This window comes from Pseudoalteromonas sp. CO109Y (assembly GCF_004208935.1).
GTDB lineage: Bacteria > Pseudomonadota > Gammaproteobacteria > Enterobacterales > Alteromonadaceae > Pseudoalteromonas > Pseudoalteromonas shioyasakiensis.
In genome coordinates this window covers 1-19,832 of the sequence record NZ_SGPD01000025.1, presented here as the reverse complement: position 1 = coordinate 19,832, position 19,832 = coordinate 1, and the positions used below count along the sequence as shown (strand labels likewise).

Here is a 19,832-nt window from a genome sequence, read left to right as displayed (position 1 = left end):
TTAATCTAGCTAAATAATTAAGCAAAATATCTTTGCTAAAAAAATGCACTTTTTTGTAACCAGCTCAACATTTTCGGTTATTTTTCTGTTTAACAGCTAATATTGGTCACTAGTCTCATTAGTTTGTCATCGAGTTTGCTTTACTTTTTAATAGCTGCAATTCGAATAATAAGGAATCAACATGAAACTAGTTAGTTTTATTGGCTTGTCAGTGACAGCACTAACACTGACCTTCAGTACTCCAAGCTTTGCTGATAACGGACGTCGTATTGACGTTGACAGCAAAGTGGTAACAGAGCACAAAGCCCGCATTAATGGTGAGCGCTTTTCATATACCGCAACCACAGGCACGCAACCAGTTTGGAATGAGCAAGGCGATGCCGTTGCAACGCTGCAATATACTTATTATACCCGCGATAAAGTAGACGATAGAACAAAACGTCCTTTAGTCTTTTCATTTAATGGTGGCCCAGGTTCTGCGTCAGTATGGATGCACCTTGCCTATACTGGTCCACGTGTATTAAAAATTGATGACGAAGGTTACCCAGTCCAACCTTATGGCGTAAAAGATAACCCTTACTCAATTTTAGACGTGGCTGATATTGTTTATATTAACCCAGTTAACACCGGTTACTCGCGCGTTCTTGAAAATGAAAAAGGTGAGTTGCCAAGTAAGTCAGACCAACAAAAAATGTTCTTTGGTGTTAATGCTGACATCAAATACTTAGCAGAATGGTTAAACACCTTTGTTTCTCGCAACGAGCGTTGGCGTTCACCTAAGTTCTTAATTGGTGAGAGCTATGGTACGACTCGTGTTTCTGGTCTTGCTCATGAATTACAAAATCGCCAATGGATGTATATCAACGGCGTTATCTTAGTATCACCAACTGAAATTGGTATTAAACGTGAAGGCCCGGTAGAAGCTGCTAACCGCCTACCTTACTTTGCAGCAACCGCTTGGTACCACAAAGCCCTTAGCGCAGACTTACAAGCAAAAGACTTAGACGAGTTATTACCTGAAGTTGAACAGTTCACTGTGAACAAGTTCTTACCTGCAATTGCTAAAGGTGGTTTTTTACCTGCTGATGAAAAACGTGCCATCATCAAGCAAGCAGCAAAATACGCAGGTTTATCTGAAAAGTTTGTTGAGCAAAATAACCTTGATATTCCAAATAACTTCTTCTGGAAAGAGCTATTACGCGAGCGCGGCCAAACTGTGGGCCGTTTAGATTCTCGTTACCTAGGAATCGACAAGCGTGATGCAGGTGAGTCACCTGATTACTGGGCTGAGCTTACTTCATGGTTACACTCATTCACGCCAGCGATTAACTATTACCTACGTGAAGAGCTTAATTACAAAACCGATATCAAATATAACCTATTTGGTAATGTTCACCCTTGGGATCGCTCAGGCAACAACACAGGTGAAAACTTACGTTTAGCAATGGCACAAAACCCATACTTAAACGTGATGATCCAATCTGGCTACTACGATGGTGCTACAAACTACTTTGATGCTAAATACACAATGTGGCAGTTAGATCCAAGTGGCAAAATGAAAGATCGCTTAAGCTTTAAAGGCTATCGCAGTGGTCACATGATGTATTTACGCCATGCTGATCTTGAGTCATCAAATAATGACTTACGTGATTTTATCCTTAAATCACTGCCTGCCGAAGGTAAAGCTGCAAAATACTAAACAGCGTATTTGCAAAACCATAACAGAAAAAGCCCGTTTTATACGGGCTTTTGTTTTTACGCTAATCTTTTTGGGTATATACTCAAGTCATTGATTTAAGGATTTGGATAATCAGCAAATGGCAGAAAAATTTCGCGTTATGTTTGCAGGGCTTGAAGCCGGTGTCGACCAAGCACAAGCAACAGAGCAACTAGCTGCAAAACTAAAAACAACAACAGACAAAGTTGCGACCCTGTTTGAGCATAAGCCATTATTTGCACCAAGCGAGCAAGATAAAGCACTAAAACAAGCAAAGTTACTCGCCAGTGTTGGCATTAAAGCCAAGCTCCAACCGATTACCAAAGCAGCCACCAGCAGCCAATCAGACAATACAGCCGCACAGGCCAAAGAGCGTGAAGAACGTATTTTTGATGCCCTAGATTACATCACCAGTAGTCTTATTCGCCTAGAAGAAAAACTGGATGACTTAGAGCAACGTTTACCTGAGCTTGAAAATAACAGCGTTGCTGATAGCGACGATAGCTGGCAAGAAGATGACTTGCTACTTGAAGACGAATTAACAGAGCCTGTTAAAAAACGCTCAAACACCCTACTCTATTCGCTTATTGCAATGGTCATTGTGTTATTGATCATTTTGGGTGTAGTGGAGCTTTTTCCTGAACTTTTCTCCTTTTTAGAAAGTTAACACTAATATTGACATGAGCAACACACGAGCAGAAATCAGACAATCTATTCGAAAAAAGCGCAATTCACTGACTGTTGAACAACAAAAAAATGCAGCAATTGCGCTAAAAGTGAATTTTACTCAACACTTAAAATCGCTAAAAACACCTAAAAACGCCCATATTGGCATTTATTTCAGCAATGATGGCGAATTAGACACTTCTTTGTTAATTAAAGAATTATGGATGCAAGAACAGCATTTATATCTGCCTATCATCCACCCCTTCAATGGCACAACTTTATACTTTCAGAGGTATGAAGAAAATTCACCCATGACTGCAAACCGCTATGGTATCTTGGAGCCCAAGTTAAATTGCAGTCAAATATGTCCTTTAGACAAGCTTGATATTTTACTTATGCCATTAGTGGCATTTGATGATCAAGGTAACCGTTTAGGAATGGGCGGTGGGTTTTATGACAAAACGTTGGCTCGGTATTACCAAGAAAACTGGCAAAAACCGATTTTGATAGGCCTTGCCCATCAATGTCAGCATGTTTCAGCATTGCCAATTGAATCGTGGGATGTACCGTTAAAACACATTATAACCCCAGAGAAAATCTACCAATGGTAAGCAAACTGTTTGTATACTATAGGCCCTCTCTGACAGCTAACTGAGCACATAATTATGACGCAAGATGAATTAAAAAAAGCCGCTGCCTGGGCAGCCCTAGAGTTTGTAAATGAAAATACCATTGTTGGTGTAGGTACAGGCTCTACAGTGAATCACTTTATTGATGCACTTGATACAGTAAAAGACACCATTACTGGTGCAGTTTCAAGCTCTGAGGCTTCAACTGAAAAGTTAAAAGCACTGGGTATTGAAGTATTCGAACTAAACGATGTATCAAGCCTTGATGTGTATGTTGATGGCGCAGACGAAATCAACCCACACAATGAGATGATCAAAGGCGGTGGTGCAGCGCTGACACGCGAGAAAATCGTTTCAGCGGTAGCAAAACAATTTGTTTGTATTGTTGATGAATCTAAAGAAGTTACAACATTAGGCGCATTTCCACTGCCGGTTGAAGTGATCCCAATGGCACGCAGCTATGTAGCTCGTGAACTAGTAAAACTAGGCGGTGACCCTGTTTACCGTGAGGGTGTTGTAACAGATAACGGTAACGTCATTTTAGACGTGCACAATTTAGATATCAGCAACGCCAAAGAATTAGAACTAACAATCAACCAGATTGTTGGTGTAGTAACAAACGGCTTATTTGCCCATCGCGGTGCAGATAAAGTCATTATCGGCACCAAAAACGGGCCGCAAATAAAGTAAATAGGAATGAGGATATGAGTAAGGTATCGTTAGCAAAAGACAAAATTAAAATTCTCTTGCTGGAAGGCGTGCACCAAAGTGCTGTAGAAACGCTTAAGCGTAATGGCTACAGTAATATTGATTACGTAAAAACATCCTTACCTGAAGACGAGCTCATTGAGCGCATTAAAGATGTGCACTTTGTAGGCCTTCGTTCTCGCACTCATATTAATGAAGCGGTATTAGAAGCAGCTGAAAAGCTAGTCGCAATCGGCTGCTTCTGTATCGGTACTAACCAAGTCGACCTGCAAGGTGCTCGTGAACGTGGTATTGCAGTATTTAACGCACCATTCTCAAACACCCGCTCTGTAGCAGAATTAGTACTTGGTGAAATCTTATTATTACTTCGTGGTATTCCAGAGCGTAATGCCCTAGCACACCGCGGTGGTTGGTTAAAATCAGCCAACGGTTCATTTGAAGCACGTGGTAAAACGTTAGGTATTATTGGTTACGGCCACATTGGTACACAGTTAGGTATCATGGCTGAAAATATCGGTATGAACGTTGAGTTTTACGATATCGAAGACAAGCTAACACTAGGTAATGCAACGCAAGTTCATAACCTAACTCAGTTACTACAACGTGCTGACGTTATTAGCTTACACGTACCAGAAACACCGCAAACGAAAAACCTAATAGGTATGGCTGAGCTTGAAGTAATGAAGCAAGGCGCCATCTTGATTAATGCTTCTCGCGGTACTGTTGTTGATATCGATGCATTAGCAGAATCACTGCGTGATAAAAAGCTGAGCGGCGCTGCAATCGACGTGTTCCCTATAGAACCAAAATCAAATGATGAAGAGTTCGTATCACCGCTGCGCGAGTTCGATAACGTGATTTTGACTCCGCATATTGGTGGTTCAACACAAGAAGCACAAGAAAATATCGGTATTGAAGTAGCGGGCAAACTAGCTAAGTACTCAGATAATGGTTCAACCATTACGGCAGTTAACTTCCCTGAAGTATCACTGCCTGAACTTGCAAACCGCAGCCGCTTATTACACGTACACCACAACCGCCCAGGTGTTCTAACGCAAATTAACCAAGCGTTTGCACAGCACGGCATTAATATCGCAGCCCAGTACTTACAAACTGACGAATCAATTGGCTACGTAGTAATTGATGTAGATACAGACCAATCAGAAGTCGCTCTTAAAGAGCTAAGTGCTGTTGAAGGTACAATCAGAGCACGTATCCTTCACTAATCTTTGGCATATCGAATAAATAAAAAGCGCAAACAGTTAAACTGCTTGCGCTTTTTTGTAGGACAAAAACTTTAACAAAGCTGTAAGCCTTAAGCTGTCAGCGATAAGCCGATTGTGCATACCTGTTGTTAGGGTGCAATACTTTAATTTAGGCGTAAAATTTATTTCGCGCGAAAAGTTATGCCTAAGAAAGGCCACTACACTTTAACTATATTAAACATGTAACTATTAGTATTTCAATTAATTTTTACTACTTAGATGCGCAAGAAATTCTTTTAACTTTACAAAACTACCAAGTCCTCGCTCACCGGTTTGAACTTCAGGCTCCCAAAAAGCTACAGCGGTATATTGATACAATGAGCTTTCCAGCATCCAAGTGTCTCCATCCACACCTCGCGTTTTATCTTTTGGAAACTCCAATGCTTTTTCAAGCATTAACAATAAGCTTGAATACTCACCTTCAGTTAACTCTACACTCTTCTCTGACTTAATGCCTTTCCAATTATAGCCACCAGACCCTTCATAAACTGTAGTTAATAGCTGATAAGGTCTTACACTTGTAACCTCATATATTACAGGGTTTGAGAAAGTTGGAACAACTTTCAGTTTTAAAACGGGTTCCAGATAAAACCCAGGGTCAGTATATTCGATAGTGCTTTGTGTGGACTTACAGCCGACAAGCGAAATTAAAATCAAAAAAATTGAAAAATACTTCATATCCCAAAACGACTCCTTCGATCTGGATAGATTTGATAAAGCCACAACAAATAAATTAGCAGTCATAGAAAATCTATACGAGTTACTGAATTAAACAAAAAGCCTGTCGATATTTTGTAATGTCTGAAGTTAAATTGATTATACATTGCCAATTCAAAGATTAGCTTGAATGTCTTGCCTGCCTAATACTCTCATAATTTCTACATTCCCACCTTGAATGCGAAAATAAATGCTATCAACACCACAAACAGCTCGTCGATAACCTTGCCTAATTTCATCGACTGCTGGTGCTAAATAAGGTTGCTTTGCCAATTGCTCAAAACGATCAAAAAACTTATAAATATAAGCATCAGCCTGATTTTCACCATATTGCTCCAAACCACGAAACCAAATTCGCTTCAAATCAGCTTCGGCTTGAATATTAAGTTTATAACTTTCCATCCTTACTCGCTTCTTCCTTGAAACTAGCTAACATTTGATTTGGTGATTTATCTGAGAGTCCACTTTTCTCTGCTTCAATCAATTTCATACGAATAGCTTCAATTTCAGAAGCTCGCATTTGCTCTTTTCTAATCAAATCTCGAAGTAACTCACTGTCACTCGCATAATTTCCTGAAGCGAGCTGGGCTTGCATCCATTTTTCTTGTTGGGCAGTCACAGTGATACTTTTTTTTACCATCGCCATAATTTACTCATCTTAAATAGATCAAATCCAGATATAATCCTATTTTATACTACTACAATCAAGCTTAGCTTATTGGTGCTAGTAATCAACTATACCTTTTACTTGGCTTCCCCCCTCAAACACACTTCCCTGTGTAAATCACGCCAATGAGTCAGTAAATTTTACTCATCGGTTTGCGGTGCCTCAGTGTCTTTATCTTGCTGTTTTTCGCTTATCATGGCATTTAATTTCTCGCCGCCTTTGATGCCAAAATCTAACGTGCGGATTGGGAATGGGATGGTCATGTCAGCTTCGCTTAGAGCGTTTCTAACTGCCACAACAGCCTTGTGGCGAACGGTCATGAAATCTGCTTCGCCGGGGTATTTAATCCAAAACCAAACTAGTAAGTTTACGCTGCTATCACCAAAGCTTTCGGCGTAAACGGCGGTTTCTTCTTGTTTAATCACAAAATCAAACTCATTGATTTTTTTAACAATCACCTCAGCGGCTTGCTCTGGATCGTCAGCATACGAAACTCCCACTGGCACTTCGATACGACGCACACCTAAGGTACTGTAGTTACTGAGTATATTTCTAAATAGAATCTTGTTAGGCACTAATATAAGTTGCCCATAAAAGTTCTCAATGAGGGTATTTCTAAGGTTAATCGCCCGTACAGTACCAAACACGCTCTCGGTGCGAATTACATCACCTGTTTTAAATGGTTTGCGAATACCCATAGCAATACCCGCTATAAGGTTCTCTGTCATGTCCTGAAAGGCAAAACCAATTGCAAGACCGACGATACCAGCACCAGCAAGTAATGAGGTGACCGTGCCTCTGAGGCCCAAGAAATCAAGGGCTACAAATAAGCCTACACATAATACGATGACTTTTACTATCGATGACATTAAGTCTGCTATTTGCGAAGACTCTAACGAACGACGTAATAGCTTTCTAAGCATTGAACCAACGATACGTGCCAGCAGTGAAAACACGATAGTAATGATTACTGCAACTATAAAGTTAGGGATATGGCTTATGATGATATCAACCCAGCCACCGAGCTTTTCTTCTATAAGTTTTTCGGCTTCACCGACGGTTGGTATTTTTAACATGCGACTACCTGATACATTAAGAAACATAAAAGGTGTTTTGCAAAATAAGCGCCAGTTTCATACAAGCACAAAAAAGCCGTGCTTAGCACGGCTGTTCTAAATCATTTTACTAAAAATTTAGTTCTGCTCTTCTCGTAAGAAAACAGGCTCTAATTCTTTTGCTGTTGCATCGCTGCTAAAGTAATAACCAGCAACAGTAAAATCTTTTAAATCACTTAATTGGGTGATTTTATTTTCAATGATGTAACGCGCCATCATGCCGCGAGCTTTTTTCGCATAAAAGCTGATCACTTTATATTGGCCGTTTTTACAGTCTTTAAAATGTGGGGTGATGATTTGTGCATTTAATGCTTTTTTATCAACCGCTTTAAAATACTCATTCGAAGCAAGGTTTACCAAGTATTTGCTATCTTGCTCAGCAAGCACTGTATTAAGCTTTTCGGCGATAACACTGCCCCAAAACTCATATAAGTTTTTACCACGTGGGTTTTCTAACTTAGTGCCCATTTCAAGGCGGTAAGCTTGCATTAAATCTAATGGTTTAAGCACACCATAAAGACCAGACAAAATACGTAAGTGCGACTGTGCGTAATCAAGATCAGCATCGCTTAGAGTTTGCGCATCTAAGCCACCGTATACATCACCATTAAAGGCTAGCACGGCTTGTTTTGCGTTATCTTGAGTAAATGGCTGTGACCACTCGGCGAAGCGTGCCGCATTCAAACCAGCTAGTTTATCGCTGATTTTCATTAGGCTACCAATTTGCGCTGGTGTTAAATCACGGCAAACTGACATTAACTCTTCGCTGTGCTCGAGTAATTCAGGTTGAGTGAATTTATCGGTCGTGGCTGGTGTTTCGTAATCTAAATTTTTTGCAGGTGAAATAACAGTGATCATACTTAGCTATTGACTTGTAATTTGTTTGATGTCAATTTCAACATTAATTGAATCAAAATGCACGTTTTGTTTCGTCCTGCCTTTATCCGCTGTTCTTTTCATACATAATGTTCTAGTTTTCTGTATTAAGGACATTTGACCTATTAAACACTGTCATAGTGTTGCAGCATAAAGGCCGCTATAATGGATTTTCTTTTAACTTGCTTGGAATGAGGAAAGCAAATGACTTCAGCACTACAAAGGCTTAAACAGCATTCATCTATTGTTGCAGATACAGGTGATATCGAAGCTATCAAAAAGCACCAACCAGAAGATGCAACAACAAACCCATCTCTACTTTTAAAAGCCAGTGAAATTGAAGCGTATGAGCCTTATTTAGATAAAGCGTGGCAATATGCCAAAGAAACCGAGCAAGATGCAGCTAAACAACTTGAATTAGCATGTGATTACTTTGCTGTATTAATTGGTAAAGAAATTAGCGAAATCGTACCGGGCTATATCTCTACAGAGGTAGACGCACGTTTATCATTTGATACTCAAGCGACTATCGACAAAGCCCACACTTTACTGAGCCTTTACGAAAAAGAAGGTGTTAGCAAAGATAAAATTCTAATCAAAGTTGCATCAACTTGGGAAGGTATCAAAGCCGCTGAGCAGCTTGAAAAAGAAGGCACTAAGTGTAACTTAACGCTGTTATTCTCTGAAGCACAAGCACGCGCATGTGCCGATGCAAATGTATTTTTAATTTCACCATTCGTTGGCCGTATCTTAGACTGGCACGTTGCTAACGGTATGGAAAAACCAACTGATCCGCTAAACGATCCTGGTGTGCAATCTGTACGTAGCATTTACGAATTCTACAAACGCCACGATTACAAAACAGTTGTTATGGGCGCAAGCTTCCGTAACACAGGCGAGATCATCGCACTGACTGGCTGTGATAAGTTAACGATTAGCCCGGGTCTTTTAGAAGAGTTAGGCCAATTAACGGATGCACAAGAGTACCTACTAGAGAGCGACTTTACTGTTGAAGAAAAACCAGCACCACTAACTGAAAGTCAGTTCCGTTGGTTACATAACCAAGATGCTATGGCGACAGAAAAACTTGCTGAGGGTATTCGCTCTTTTGCACAAGCACAGCTTGAATTAGAAGCACGCTTTAAAGCAATGTAATTCAAATTACAGCATTTTTTAAAACGCCACCGCTAGGTGGCGTTTTTGTTTCTAAAATAACTAAACCTTTGATCTATTCATCTATCAATCACACTTCCGTAACAGTATTGTCACTTTTTTATTCTATTTTTGAGCAGCCTGTGGTATAGGTATTTCCGAGGTTCAAAAAATCAATAGGAGAAGTTCATGGATAGCCTAGACGATATTTTAGAAATATTAGAAGGTCCTAGTAAAACAAAAAAGACCTCTACAAAAAATAAAAAGAGAAAATGGCGCGAAATCGAAGCTTTGAAAGACAAGCATAGACTTCGCAAAGAACTACAGGAGTTAGACTATTTCACAGACAGCATTGAGCTTGATGAATTAGACTTTTAATTAAAGGCCCGCAAGGGCCTTTTGCATTTGTGCTATAGAATTTGTGGCAACGACCAATTTACTGGCGCTTTATTTTGATCAGTAAGTAGCTGGTTTGTCTTTGAAAAATGCTGACAACCAAAAAAGCCACGATGTGCAGAAAGCGGTGATGGATGCGGGCCTTGGATCACATGATGACGCGAGGTATCAATGTGTTTGCCTTTTTTCTGAGCATGTGCGCCCCATAACACAAACACCACACCGTCACAGTGCTGATTAATAAGCGCAATTACTGCATCGGTAAATTGCTCCCAACCAAGGTGCTTATGAGAATGAGCTTGCCCTTGCTCAACCGTTAATACCGTGTTGAGTAAGAACACGCCTTGCTCAGCCCAGCTTTGCAAATAGCCATGGAGAGGGATCTCAAAACCTTCGATATCGGTTGCCAACTCTTTGTACATATTCTTCAAAGACGGTGGTAATTTTTTAACCTCAGGTAATACTGAAAAGCATAAACCATGGGCTTGGCCTTCTCCGTGGTAAGGATCTTGCCCTAAAATAACCACCTTAACTTCATTTAAAGGTGTAGCATCAAAAGCTGAGAATACCTGTTCGTCTTTCGGATAAACGGTAACGCCTGCTGCGCGTCTATCGGCCACATATTGTAAGGTTTCTTGCATGTAGGGCTTAGCAAGTTCGGTATCTAGAAATGTTTGCCAATCGATCATTTTGAAGCCTGTATTTGCTGACGAGAAACGTCTATTTTACCACACATGTCGGTCAAACCATCAAGCATACGGGTTGTAAAACGGTGCAATAAGTCTGCGTTTACACTAATAAACTGGTTATGTTGCACCGCCGGCAATTCAGGCCATTGTCGCCAATCAATTTTAGGCTGAGGCTTTTTCGATTTTTCATCTGGAATAATCACTACCTCTGGATTGGCAACCAATACATTTTCAATACTAATGCGCGGGTAGTCTGTATCACTATTAGCAAACACATTATCCGCATGACAAATAGTTAATAGCTGATTGATCCAAGTATTTCCGCCAACTGTCATCATTGGCTCAGGCCATAATTGATAAAACACCGACACTTTCGGTTTGCCTTCTTGCGCTGTACGAATAGCATTGAGTTTAGTTTCAAACTCTTTAGCTACCTTATTTGCCTTGGTTTGCAAGTGCGTAAGCGTGCCTAGTTTACGCAGCTCATCAGCCACATTATCAACCTGATTTGGATTGCTGTACGCTACCGGAATACCTAATTTTTCAATGTAAGCGAGATCTTCGGCTTTGTTACCCGTTTTCCAAGCCAGAACTAGGTCTGGTTTTAACGACAACAGCTTTTCCATGTTAATGCCGTAATAGCCGCCTACTCGTTCGATATCATTCGCTTGCTGAGGAAAGTCTGCATAGTCAACGGTACCGACAATGCGCTCTCCTGCTCCAATCGCAAATAGGTTTTCTACGATGTGCGGTGCTAAGGCAACGATACGCTGCGGCTCTTTAATTTCATGAGCCTGAGCCAATGCAGGTAAATAAAATAAAAAACCTAAAAGTGCTAACTTGATGGCCTTCATGTTAAAAATCGAACCCTTTTTGCGCTTTTATCCCTGCATCAAAAGCGTGTTTTACGTTTCTGACTTCACTGACTGTATCAGCTAAGTCGGTTAGTTTACGGTGCGCACCACGACCTGTAATTATCACTGATTGCATAGCAGGGCGAGAGCTAATGGCTTCTAGCACTTCGTCTAAATCAATATAGCCGTAGGTGATCATATAGGTTATTTCATCTAGCATAACGAGGTTAATCGACTCATCCTTCAGCATTCTTTTCGCTTCTTGCCATGTCACTTGCGCAGCAGCTGTATCTGACTCTTTATTTTGTGTTTCCCAAGTAAAACCGGTGTTCATAATAACAAATTCAACCCCTGCTTTTTCCAGTAGGTTGCGTTCACCGCACTCCCATGTGCCTTTAATAAACTGACACACAGCTGCTTTCATTCCGTGACCTACCGCACGTGCAACAGTACCAAAACCAGAAGTCGATTTACCCTTACCGTTGCCAGTTATAACCTGAAAAATACCCTGCTCTTTTTGTGCAGCAGCAATCCGTTCGTCGACTTTTTGTTTTACTTTTTGTTGGCGTTGTTGGTGCTTATCTTGATTCTGTTCGCTCATTGTTGTTCCTTATGTCTCTAAATTGAAGTTCTCATAAATATTGATGATTTGTTCAATATCGAGATTCTCTGCTACTACACTAGCTAAACGGCTTAACTGCTGTTCACGGTTTAAGTTAATATCAATTGGCTTTATTTGGCTATTTGTTGCAAGCCAAGTTATTAGCTCAGATACGCCCTCAGGGGTATCGAACAAGCCATGTAAGTAAGTACCTGCTATTTGGTTATCATCACTAATAAAACCATCTACTTTGAATCCACTTGGGTGATCATTAAAGCTCAAAAATGGCTTTTCAAGTGCTGGCCCTTGACTGATTCCGGCGTGAATTTCATAACCTGAAATTACTTTATCGCTATTGTTTAAATGAAGAATGCCGGAGACTTGGCTTAGTACTTTTTGTTGCCCTAATTGCGTTTCAAAGTCAGCAAGCCCTAGCCCTGCTGCGCTGCCTAAATTAGACTCCACAGCATGTGGATCTGCAAGGTAGTTGCCTAACATCTGCAGCCCACCACACACTCCAAGCACTTTACCGCCATAGCGTAAATGACGTGTTATTTGTTTATGCCAACCTTCATTTTTTAAAAATGCTAAATCGCCAAGTACATTTTTACTACCCGGAATAATAATCAGATCAACACTTGGAATAGCCTGAGTATGACGTACATACTGTAAATCAATTTCTGGTTGTAATCGCAGTGCATCAAAGTCTGTGTGATTACTGATATGAGGAAGTAGCAGCACTGCTATGCGCAATTGCGCTTTATCTACCTGATTGCTTATAGCAACGGCATCTTCAGCATCTAATGCTAAGTCATGTAAATAAGGTAACACCCCAAGCACTGGCTTATTGGTGTATTGCTCTAACCAATCAAGGCCACCTTGCAATAACGCAATATCGCCCCGAAAACGATTAATCACAAAGCCTTTAACGCGAGCCTGCTCTGACTCAGACAACAAGGCTAACGTTCCAACTAAATGGGCAAACACACCGCCTTTGTCGATATCTGCAATAATGATCACCGGGCAATCTACCGCCTCAGCGTAACCCATATTGGCAATGTCGTTTTCGCGCAGGTTAATTTCTGCAGGGCTCCCAGCACCTTCAACAACCAGTAATTCAAAACGCTCACTTAAGCGCTGCTGCGAAGTAAGAACTGCATCCATCGCCACTTTTTTGTAGTCGTGATAACTGCCCGCTTCCATATTCGAAAGCGCTTTGCCATGAACGATTACCTGCGCTCCAGTATCGCTGTTAGGTTTTAATAAGATAGGATTAAAATCGACTTCTGCGGGCACTTTTGCCGCTACAGCTTGCAAAGCTTGTGCTCGGCCTATTTCGCCACCATCTGCGGTTACAGCGCTATTTAACGCCATATTTTGTGGCTTAAAGGGCGCAACCTTTATGCCTCGCTCAGCAAAGATCCGGCAAAGTGCTGCTACAAGAGTACTTTTACCTGCATCTGAGGTCGTGCCTTGCACCATTAATGTTTTCATCATTGTTCTCTTTTTAAGGTTTGTGCAAGACCTGCAATCACAAACTCAACACGTGCAACTTGCTGTGCTAAGGCTTGATGCAACCAACCTGAATGATCAACAAACTGACGGCTTAATTCACCGAGCGGCACAATGCCATGACCCACTTCATTGCTGACAAAAATAACCTCACCCGGCAATTGCGATAGCACCTCGAGTAAGGCCGATTTTTGCTCAAGCCAAAATGCTTCACCATGCTGGCATAGGCAATTACTCAACCACAGCGTTAAACAATCCACTAAAATACAGTTTTCAGCTTGGCTGTGTTGTTGTAGTGCTTTAGCCAAATTCAAAGGCTCTTCAACTAGTTGCCAATGCTTAGCACGCTCAGCTTGATGCCTATTAATTCTGGCTGTCATTTCTTCATCACCCGCATTTGCTGTGGCAATATAGATAAGCGGCTTGTTTGAATCTGTTGCCAGCTGCTCAGCAAAACGGCTTTTACCGCTGCGAGCACCGCCTAAAATTAAAGTATGTTGCTGGCTCATAATAAGCTCACCAAGCAAAGGTAGGTAACAAGCTCTGACACTTGCTGGGCTGCTCCTAAGCAATCACCGGTGTAGCCAGATAACTGTTTTTCAAACCAGCGCTTTAATAGTAAACGAGTAACAATAAGCACACTGACGAGGATTAATAATTGCCCTAAAGTGAAGCCAAAAAACAACCATGCAATTGCTAATACCGCACCGCCAGTTGCTAACAGTATTTGATAACTTTGCGTGCTTAAATGCATCGCAATAGGTTTTACTTTTGATGTGGCGTCGTGACTTACATAGTCCATGTCTGCAATTAAACTTGTTGCGACAACCCGACTTAAGCTTTGCCCTAAAACAAGTGCAATAATCACAGTACTGGTTGCCTCGCTAAGTGCGACAAGTGTTTGGTACTTAATTAATAAGGCCATCACAAGCGCCGCAGAACCATAGGTCCCTAAGCGACTGTCTTTCATAATGCTCAGCTTATCTGCAACGTGCCAACCACCACCAAAGCCATCCCAGACATCAGCAAGGCCATCTTCATGAAATGCCCCTGTAATTATCAAGCTAAACGCCATAACTAACGCGACTGCAATGGCTGCGGAGAATAACCAACTTAGCAGCAAAAAGCTCAGCGCTAAAAGTACACCTAATAACACACCGACCAATGCAAAATAACGGCTGGCCTGATTGAGTGCCTGACTCGATACTGCAAAGTTTAACTTAACGGGTATACGCGTTAAAAAACTAAGCGCTAGCAAAAATAGCTGAAGCTGACTTGGGGTAGAGTCAGAAGTGTGTTGTTCAGCGCTCATATCAGACAACTTGCTCAACATTGGCATCGGCAAAACTTGCCATGTCATTGTAAAACGCCAAAGATGCTTGCAGTAAAGGTAAGGTAAGCGCAGCCCCGGTGCCCTCTCCTAATCTTAAATCAAGCTGCAATAAAGGCGATGCGTGCAAGGCATTGAGCATTGCTTTATGCCCTTGCTCATCTGAGGCATGAGCAAATAACATGTAATCGCGAGCGTTTGCATTAATGCGAGTTGCAACAAGCGCTGCTGCAGTACAAATAAAGCCATCCACGATCACCGCTATACCAAGCTCGGCAGCAGCTAAAATGGCACCGGTGATCTGAACAATTTCAAAACCGCCTACTGCAGCGAGTGTCATTAGTGGGTCATCAAAGTGAGCTTGATGCAATTGGAGGGCTTGCTCAACAACCTTGATTTTTTTAGCAACAACCTCGTCGCTCACACCAGTGCCTTTACCAACACACTGGCTGGCTGGTAACGACAACAAGGCAGCCATTAATGCCGCTGCACTTGTGGTATTGCCAATGCCCATCTCACCAAAGGCGATGGTATTACAACCTTGCTCATAGAGTGAATAAACTCGCTGCTTGGCTAATGCAAACCCTTTTTCAACCTGGCTAAGTGACATGGCCATTTCAGTATTCAGTGGTGCAGTGATTTCACCTAAACGCTGGTTATGCACACTTTTATTGTGTGAAGTACTGAGTGTTCCAGCGTCAACAACTTCTAGCTGCCAGCCAAGCTGGCGACAAAATACATTAATCGCTGCGCCTCCTGCTGCAAAGTTTGCCACCATTTGTGATGTAACGCTGCTAGGAGCAATCGACACACCTTGGCTTGCCACACCATGATCACCCGCAAATACAACTAGAGAAGGGTTTGAAATAACCGGTTTAAAGGCAACTAGCGCATGCTCACTATCAAGCTGCTTTGAAAAAATAAGCGTTAATTGTTTAGCACAACTTTCAAGCTGACCCAAAGCGCCTAACGGCTTTGTTTTAAGGTCTATTTTTTGTTGAATTACAGCTGAAAACTGCTGATTAATAGGCATGATATTAAACATTCGCTACCTGCTCTGTTTACGAAAATAAAGTAAGAATAAAAAGAACACGCTACCGATAGCGGCTGTGATCACACCTACGGGTAGTTCTTGGTTATTCAATAGGGTTCGGCATAACACATCTACCCACACCATAAAAATACCTCCGACCAAGGATGTCATAACTAAGTTATGGCAGCTGCCTTGCGGTGAAAAGTAGCGCACAATATGTGGGATCATCAGGCCGACAAAACCAACGCCTCCACACATAGCAACAAGCACCGCTGTGATCAATGAACTTAGCAGCAGCATCATGATCCGAAAGCGCTGCACATGAATACCCAAGGTTGCAGCACTTTCATCACCAAGCAGCATTGCATTAAGTTGACGACGAAATGCAATCATCAGTGTCATGCAGGCGATAATAACGGTAAATGGCAGCCAAAGAGTGTCCCACTGGGCACGAGAAAAACTGCCCATCGTCCAAAACAAAATGGCGGTGATGGCTTGTGGATCACTAAAATAAAGCAGCAGACTAGTCAGAGCACTAAATAAGAAAGATAGAGCAACACCAGCAAGTAACATGGCCTCAACTTGGCCAACATGGCGACGCCCTGCAATAGCAATAAGCAACAGCATAGAAAGTAAGCTTCCGGCAAATGCTGCAACTGACATACTAAAGCCAAAACTCACACCGGTTAGGGCTATAAAGCACACCACACCAAATGAAGCCCCAGAAGAAATACCAAACAAGTAAGGGTCAGCAAGCGGGTTTCGGGTTACGGTCTGCAAAATTAATCCTGCAAGGGCAAGCCCAGAACCAGCTAAAAATGCCAGCACCGTTCTTGGCATACGCAACTGCCAGATAATACGCTGCACAAATTCATCGCTACCTTGGCTAAACAAACCATTAAAAACATCACTCAGTGGCGTATTTGCAGCACCAAAGCTCAATGCTAAAAAACAACTAATAAGCCCTACGACAACACAGATACTTAAACGCATTGCATCAGTCATTTTGATGCTCCTGTGTCTGATAGCCATAAAAATAAGTGATGTGCGGAATAAACTTATCAGTACTTGATTGCGGGTGAGCAGATACCGCTGCGCAGACACCAAATACATCACTCAACAGCTGCTCAGTAAGTACCGCTTTTGGTTGCCCCTGACAAACCAAACGCCCTTCATCAATCACCAATAATTCATCACATAAACTCGCTGCAAGATTTAAATCATGGAAAGAGGCAAGCACTGTCACATCGAGGGACTTTGCTAATTCCATTATTTGAATTTGGTATTTAACATCAAGGTGGCTGGTAGGCTCATCCATGATGAGCAACTTAGGTTGTTGTACGATAGAGCGTGCAATAAGCGCTCTTTGCTTTTCGCCACCTGAGAGCGAGTCAAATGCTTGTTCACTGTGATGAGATAAACCAACCTGCTCAATCGCTTGAAAAATACGCTGCTTATCCTTGGCAGACGTGCCGCTGAAAAGTCGCTTATGAGGTGTTAAGCCTAAACTCACTACATCGAACAAAGACAAATTAAACTGCGATGGAGACTCTTGTAAAACCACTGCAACCTGCTTTGCATATTCATCAGCACTGATTTGCCAAATATCTTGACCGCTTAGCAGCACAACCCCTTGCTGAGGTTTCAAGTAACGATAAAGACAACGCAGCAAGCTTGATTTACCCGCACCATTAGGGCCGAGTAGACCGATAAATTGCCCTGCTTTTAACTCAAGGTTAATTGATTTAAGTATCGTTTTATTCGCAGTACCCCAACTTAAATCAGACACTGATATTAATGGCGCAGCGCTAAGGCTATTTTGTTGCAAGCTTATTCTCTCTTGGCGAGTAATCACAACGCACAAGAAAACACTGGTAAGTACCAGAAAATGATGTGAGTTGACCCGCTCGATGATTAGTTGTTAGTGCTAAGTATCTGGCTGACCATTATTTAGATGGATTACAGTTGCGGGAACAGCTGGAGAATTTCACTCCATTCCATAGCATATGAGTATTATGGCGGGCTAAGTAAATAATTCAATGAATATCACTCTAGATGGCTAAAAAACAATTTTAGGCCAAGCTTGTCCTTGTTCATCTATATATACATCGAGTGTAATAAGCCCTGCATAAGGAAGATGAAAAACATTTAAATGCGTGGCTGATTGTTTTGGCATCTGACAAACAATAGCGAGGATTTGTTTGATCACACCTGCATGACTTATTACCAATGACTGTTCATGCTTAGATTCATACAGTGATTGTAAAAATGTTTGCCACCATGCCTCTACCCGAGCGTAAAAGTCTGCCATAGATTCACCATTGGGGACTTTTACTTGCCAAGGATGCTGCCAAAAATCACCGATATGAGGTTTACTCGTTTGCTGCCAAAGCTGTTGGTAGTCTTGGCCATCCCAATCACCAAAATTAAACTCTTTTAGCGCGTTATAATACTGTACATTCAGTGAGTATTGATTTGCTAAATAATCAGCGTGGACTGAGCAACGCTTTAGCGGTGAACTATATATGGCATTTAAATTTATGAACTCAGCAGAGGCTTGGCGCATTTGTTCAAGGCCTTGCTCAGATAAACCGACATCGATTTGCCCAGAAAGAATTCCGGGCCTAGCGATTTCGCCATGGCGAAGAAAGTAAACTCGTGAAGTAATTGCGCCCATAATGTTCCTCAGTAAACCAATAGTGAACGTTAACGCGTTTTAAGTACTCTGTCGACTTATGCTAAGGGAACTATACTCAGAGAGTTAAGCTAAACGCATTAAACGAACGTCAAAATGTAGCACTGCATTTGCGCCAATCTTGCCACCGTTGCCTTTTTTACCCCAAGCAAGCTCTGGAGGGATCACAAATTCATAGCGAGAACCGATATTCATTAATAACAAACCTTCTCTTAACCCTTCTATAGCTTCGGATAAAGCGAACACCTCAGGCATACCCGCTTTATAACTGTCGGCAATCACATTGCCATCCGCAAGCATAATACGTTGATTAATAACCACTGTATCAAACTCTGTTACTCGCTCCCCTTCAACTTCATCAATCACTTTATACATCAAGCCCGACGGGCATAGATGCGTATCTGGGTGAGATGAGAACTTAGCAATAAATGCTTCACTATTTTTACGATTTAAACCTGAAGAGCCTTTTGACTTGGTCGTTTTCTTACGAGACACAGTACACCTTAATTGTATTACAAATATAAAACGCTTTATCGCATAACAAGGTTAGGGAAGCAAGTTTGCGAGAGTAAAGTTGCAAGTTAGAAAGGGGAAAAATACGAGTTAGAAAGAGTAAAGCTTTAGGGTCTGGCGTTGGTTGGGTAGAGCGCAGCGAAACCCAACACAGAGCTTTCAGCCGTCAGCGATCAGTCGCGCGGTGGGGTTGTTTGGTGCTGCGTCTTCCTATGCAATTAGGCTCTAGGCTCTAGGCTCTAGGCTCTAGGCTCTAGGCAAAGTTTACTTGTAGGAATGGCTTTAGCCATGAATATATTTTTTGGTCTAGATTCGGCACTGAAGTGCCTCCTACGGGGATGTTGCTGAGGGAGTCTCTGTACTAAACAACCTAACAGTTCAACTTTACCCTTGCTAACTGGCAACTCGCTAACTCATGTTGGGTTTCGCTACACTCTACCCAACCTACCTGGAGAATGAATAGGGTGAATGCTAAGGGAGTCTCTGCACTAAACAACCCCACAGTTCAGCTGACGTCTGACGGCTGAAAGCTGAAAGCTCCCAGACGCAAAAAAGCCCGACTCTTTCGAATCGGGCTTTCTTTAATAGGATCCTGGCGATGACCTACTTTCACATAGCAACTGCTACACTATCATCGGCGCTGTTTCGTTTCACTACTGAGTTCGGCATGGGGTCAGGTGGGTCCAAAACGCTATTG

The 19,832-nt window shown here is 41.9% G+C and carries 23 protein-coding genes, 1 rRNA gene and 1 riboswitch; of the genes, 7 read left to right on the top strand and 17 right to left on the bottom strand.

Going from position 1 to position 19,832, the window contains the following annotated elements; all coding sequences use genetic code 11:
- The first annotated feature begins 181 nt into the window (after positions 1–181).
- From EXT43_RS09810 to serA, 5 genes are all read left to right on the top strand, one after another.
- Positions 182–1,699, top strand: coding sequence for a carboxypeptidase (locus EXT43_RS09810; protein ID WP_054562323.1), 1,518 nt, complete (start codon positions 182–184; stop codon positions 1,697–1,699).
- Positions 1,700–1,817: 118 nt separating this feature from the next.
- Positions 1,818–2,384 (top strand): hypothetical protein, encoded by a 567-nt coding sequence (locus EXT43_RS09805; protein ID WP_130166865.1) that lies wholly within the window; start codon positions 1,818–1,820, stop codon positions 2,382–2,384.
- Between the two features lie 13 nt (positions 2,385–2,397).
- Entirely contained in the window at positions 2,398–2,994 is a 597-nt protein-coding gene (locus tag EXT43_RS09800; protein WP_054562325.1) for a 5-formyltetrahydrofolate cyclo-ligase, read from the top strand.
- Positions 2,995–3,048: 54 nt separating this feature from the next.
- Positions 3,049–3,702 carry a ribose-5-phosphate isomerase RpiA gene (gene rpiA, locus EXT43_RS09795; protein ID WP_054554255.1) on the top strand — a complete coding sequence of 218 codons (654 nt, stop codon included), beginning with the start codon at positions 3,049–3,051 and terminating at the stop codon, positions 3,700–3,702.
- Positions 3,703–3,716: 14 nt separating this feature from the next.
- Positions 3,717–4,946 (top strand): phosphoglycerate dehydrogenase, encoded by a 1,230-nt coding sequence (gene serA, locus EXT43_RS09790; protein ID WP_130166864.1) that lies wholly within the window; start codon positions 3,717–3,719, stop codon positions 4,944–4,946.
- A gap of 240 nt (positions 4,947–5,186) precedes the next feature.
- Here the strand turns inward: serA and EXT43_RS09785 are convergent, their stop codons facing one another.
- The 5 genes from EXT43_RS09785 to yaaA all read right to left on the bottom strand — a co-directional run bounded on the left by EXT43_RS09785 (position 5,187) and on the right by yaaA (position 8,342).
- Positions 5,187–5,663, bottom strand: coding sequence for a hypothetical protein (locus tag EXT43_RS09785; protein ID WP_062566700.1), 477 nt, complete (start codon positions 5,661–5,663; stop codon positions 5,187–5,189).
- Positions 5,664–5,816: 153 nt separating this feature from the next.
- Positions 5,817–6,104: a type II toxin-antitoxin system RelE/ParE family toxin gene (locus EXT43_RS09780; protein WP_130166863.1), complete on the bottom strand. Its 288-nt coding sequence runs from the start codon at positions 6,102–6,104 to the stop codon at positions 5,817–5,819.
- Positions 6,091–6,348, bottom strand: a complete 258-nt coding sequence (locus tag EXT43_RS09775; RefSeq protein WP_062566698.1) for a type II toxin-antitoxin system ParD family antitoxin — start codon at positions 6,346–6,348, stop codon at positions 6,091–6,093. Before EXT43_RS09775 ends, EXT43_RS09780 begins: the two co-directional genes overlap by 14 nt.
- Before the next feature lie 161 nt (positions 6,349–6,509).
- Positions 6,510–7,445, bottom strand: coding sequence for a mechanosensitive ion channel family protein (locus EXT43_RS09770; RefSeq protein WP_130166862.1), 936 nt, complete (start codon positions 7,443–7,445; stop codon positions 6,510–6,512).
- Between the two features lie 117 nt (positions 7,446–7,562).
- Complete coding sequence (gene yaaA / locus EXT43_RS09765) at positions 7,563–8,342, bottom strand: peroxide stress protein YaaA (RefSeq protein ID WP_062566697.1); 780 nt, start codon at positions 8,340–8,342, stop codon at positions 7,563–7,565.
- A gap of 222 nt (positions 8,343–8,564) precedes the next feature.
- On the opposite strand from yaaA, the gene tal reads away from it, so the two are divergent.
- Both tal and EXT43_RS09755 read left to right on the top strand, forming a co-directional pair.
- On the top strand, positions 8,565–9,515 hold the full coding sequence (gene tal, locus EXT43_RS09760) for a transaldolase (protein WP_130166861.1): 951 nt from the start codon (positions 8,565–8,567) through the stop codon (positions 9,513–9,515).
- Between the two features lie 186 nt (positions 9,516–9,701).
- On the top strand, positions 9,702–9,890 hold the full coding sequence (locus tag EXT43_RS09755) for a DUF3545 family protein (RefSeq protein WP_054562330.1): 189 nt from the start codon (positions 9,702–9,704) through the stop codon (positions 9,888–9,890).
- Between the two features lie 32 nt (positions 9,891–9,922).
- Here the strand turns inward: EXT43_RS09755 and ung are convergent, their stop codons facing one another.
- From ung to rrf, 12 genes are all read right to left on the bottom strand, one after another.
- On the bottom strand, positions 9,923–10,597 hold the full coding sequence (ung, locus tag EXT43_RS09750) for a uracil-DNA glycosylase (protein ID WP_130166860.1): 675 nt from the start codon (positions 10,595–10,597) through the stop codon (positions 9,923–9,925).
- Positions 10,594–11,451: a cobalamin-binding protein gene (locus EXT43_RS09745; RefSeq protein ID WP_058586520.1), complete on the bottom strand. Its 858-nt coding sequence runs from the start codon at positions 11,449–11,451 to the stop codon at positions 10,594–10,596. The genes ung and EXT43_RS09745 overlap by 4 nt, the downstream gene beginning before the upstream one ends.
- A 1-nt stretch (position 11,452) precedes the next feature.
- Positions 11,453–12,052, bottom strand: coding sequence for a cob(I)yrinic acid a,c-diamide adenosyltransferase (cobO, locus tag EXT43_RS09740; RefSeq protein ID WP_062566694.1), 600 nt, complete (start codon positions 12,050–12,052; stop codon positions 11,453–11,455).
- Between the two features lie 9 nt (positions 12,053–12,061).
- Complete coding sequence (locus EXT43_RS09735) at positions 12,062–13,546, bottom strand: cobyric acid synthase (RefSeq protein ID WP_130166870.1); 1,485 nt, start codon at positions 13,544–13,546, stop codon at positions 12,062–12,064.
- Complete coding sequence (gene cobU / locus EXT43_RS09730) at positions 13,546–14,073, bottom strand: bifunctional adenosylcobinamide kinase/adenosylcobinamide-phosphate guanylyltransferase (RefSeq protein WP_130166859.1); 528 nt, start codon at positions 14,071–14,073, stop codon at positions 13,546–13,548. The genes EXT43_RS09735 and cobU overlap by 1 nt, the downstream gene beginning before the upstream one ends.
- Positions 14,070–14,924 (bottom strand): adenosylcobinamide-GDP ribazoletransferase, encoded by an 855-nt coding sequence (locus EXT43_RS09725; protein WP_240701485.1) that lies wholly within the window; start codon positions 14,922–14,924, stop codon positions 14,070–14,072. Before EXT43_RS09725 ends, cobU begins: the two co-directional genes overlap by 4 nt.
- Positions 14,878–15,939 carry a nicotinate-nucleotide--dimethylbenzimidazole phosphoribosyltransferase gene (cobT, locus tag EXT43_RS09720; protein ID WP_130166858.1) on the bottom strand — a complete coding sequence of 354 codons (1,062 nt, stop codon included), beginning with the start codon at positions 15,937–15,939 and terminating at the stop codon, positions 14,878–14,880. The genes EXT43_RS09725 and cobT overlap by 47 nt, the downstream gene beginning before the upstream one ends.
- Positions 15,940–15,942: 3 nt before the next feature.
- Positions 15,943–16,932: an iron ABC transporter permease gene (locus EXT43_RS09715; RefSeq protein ID WP_130166857.1), complete on the bottom strand. Its 990-nt coding sequence runs from the start codon at positions 16,930–16,932 to the stop codon at positions 15,943–15,945.
- Entirely contained in the window at positions 16,925–17,755 is an 831-nt protein-coding gene (locus EXT43_RS09710) for an ABC transporter ATP-binding protein (RefSeq protein WP_130166856.1), read from the bottom strand. The genes EXT43_RS09715 and EXT43_RS09710 overlap by 8 nt, the downstream gene beginning before the upstream one ends.
- Positions 17,756–17,858: 103 nt before the next feature.
- Positions 17,859–17,926: riboswitch (cobalamin riboswitch) on the bottom strand.
- 60 nt (positions 17,927–17,986) lie between these two features.
- Positions 17,987–18,604, bottom strand: coding sequence for a histidine phosphatase family protein (locus EXT43_RS09705; protein WP_130166855.1), 618 nt, complete (start codon positions 18,602–18,604; stop codon positions 17,987–17,989).
- 84 nt (positions 18,605–18,688) lie between these two features.
- Positions 18,689–19,117 (bottom strand): FKBP-type peptidyl-prolyl cis-trans isomerase, encoded by a 429-nt coding sequence (locus EXT43_RS09700; RefSeq protein ID WP_062566688.1) that lies wholly within the window; start codon positions 19,115–19,117, stop codon positions 18,689–18,691.
- A 608-nt stretch (positions 19,118–19,725) separates the two neighbouring features.
- Positions 19,726–19,832 (bottom strand): 5S ribosomal RNA (rrf, locus tag EXT43_RS09695); the annotation flags it as partial.

What these genes read in the sequence shown, in the direction of transcription:
- EXT43_RS09745 (WP_058586520.1), bottom strand. Translation starts at nt 11,451, where the DNA reads ATGAAGGCCATCAAGTTAGCACTTTTAGGTTTTTTATTTTATTTACCT.
- EXT43_RS09810 (WP_054562323.1), top strand. Translation starts at nt 182, where the DNA reads ATGAAACTAGTTAGTTTTATTGGCTTGTCAGTGACAGCACTAACACTG.
- cobT (WP_130166858.1), bottom strand. Translation starts at nt 15,939, where the DNA reads ATGTTTAATATCATGCCTATTAATCAGCAGTTTTCAGCTGTAATTCAA.
- EXT43_RS09715 (WP_130166857.1), bottom strand. Translation starts at nt 16,932, where the DNA reads ATGACTGATGCAATGCGTTTAAGTATCTGTGTTGTCGTAGGGCTTATT.
- EXT43_RS09800 (WP_054562325.1), top strand. Translation starts at nt 2,398, where the DNA reads ATGAGCAACACACGAGCAGAAATCAGACAATCTATTCGAAAAAAGCGC.
- EXT43_RS09775 (WP_062566698.1), bottom strand. Translation starts at nt 6,348, where the DNA reads ATGGCGATGGTAAAAAAAAGTATCACTGTGACTGCCCAACAAGAAAAA.
- serA (WP_130166864.1), top strand. Translation starts at nt 3,717, where the DNA reads ATGAGTAAGGTATCGTTAGCAAAAGACAAAATTAAAATTCTCTTGCTG.
- EXT43_RS09805 (WP_130166865.1), top strand. Translation starts at nt 1,818, where the DNA reads ATGGCAGAAAAATTTCGCGTTATGTTTGCAGGGCTTGAAGCCGGTGTC.
- EXT43_RS09770 (WP_130166862.1), bottom strand. Translation starts at nt 7,445, where the DNA reads ATGTTAAAAATACCAACCGTCGGTGAAGCCGAAAAACTTATAGAAGAA.
- EXT43_RS09725 (WP_240701485.1), bottom strand. Translation starts at nt 14,924, where the DNA reads ATGACATGGCAAGTTTTGCCGATGCCAATGTTGAGCAAGTTGTCTGAT.
- tal (WP_130166861.1), top strand. Translation starts at nt 8,565, where the DNA reads ATGACTTCAGCACTACAAAGGCTTAAACAGCATTCATCTATTGTTGCA.
- cobO (WP_062566694.1), bottom strand. Translation starts at nt 12,052, where the DNA reads ATGAGCGAACAGAATCAAGATAAGCACCAACAACGCCAACAAAAAGTA.
- EXT43_RS09780 (WP_130166863.1), bottom strand. Translation starts at nt 6,104, where the DNA reads ATGGAAAGTTATAAACTTAATATTCAAGCCGAAGCTGATTTGAAGCGA.
- cobU (WP_130166859.1), bottom strand. Translation starts at nt 14,073, where the DNA reads ATGAGCCAGCAACATACTTTAATTTTAGGCGGTGCTCGCAGCGGTAAA.
- EXT43_RS09705 (WP_130166855.1), bottom strand. Translation starts at nt 18,604, where the DNA reads ATGGGCGCAATTACTTCACGAGTTTACTTTCTTCGCCATGGCGAAATC.
- rpiA (WP_054554255.1), top strand. Translation starts at nt 3,049, where the DNA reads ATGACGCAAGATGAATTAAAAAAAGCCGCTGCCTGGGCAGCCCTAGAG.
- EXT43_RS09755 (WP_054562330.1), top strand. Translation starts at nt 9,702, where the DNA reads ATGGATAGCCTAGACGATATTTTAGAAATATTAGAAGGTCCTAGTAAA.
- EXT43_RS09785 (WP_062566700.1), bottom strand. Translation starts at nt 5,663, where the DNA reads ATGAAGTATTTTTCAATTTTTTTGATTTTAATTTCGCTTGTCGGCTGT.
- ung (WP_130166860.1), bottom strand. Translation starts at nt 10,597, where the DNA reads ATGATCGATTGGCAAACATTTCTAGATACCGAACTTGCTAAGCCCTAC.
- EXT43_RS09735 (WP_130166870.1), bottom strand. Translation starts at nt 13,546, where the DNA reads ATGAAAACATTAATGGTGCAAGGCACGACCTCAGATGCAGGTAAAAGT.
- yaaA (WP_062566697.1), bottom strand. Translation starts at nt 8,342, where the DNA reads ATGATCACTGTTATTTCACCTGCAAAAAATTTAGATTACGAAACACCA.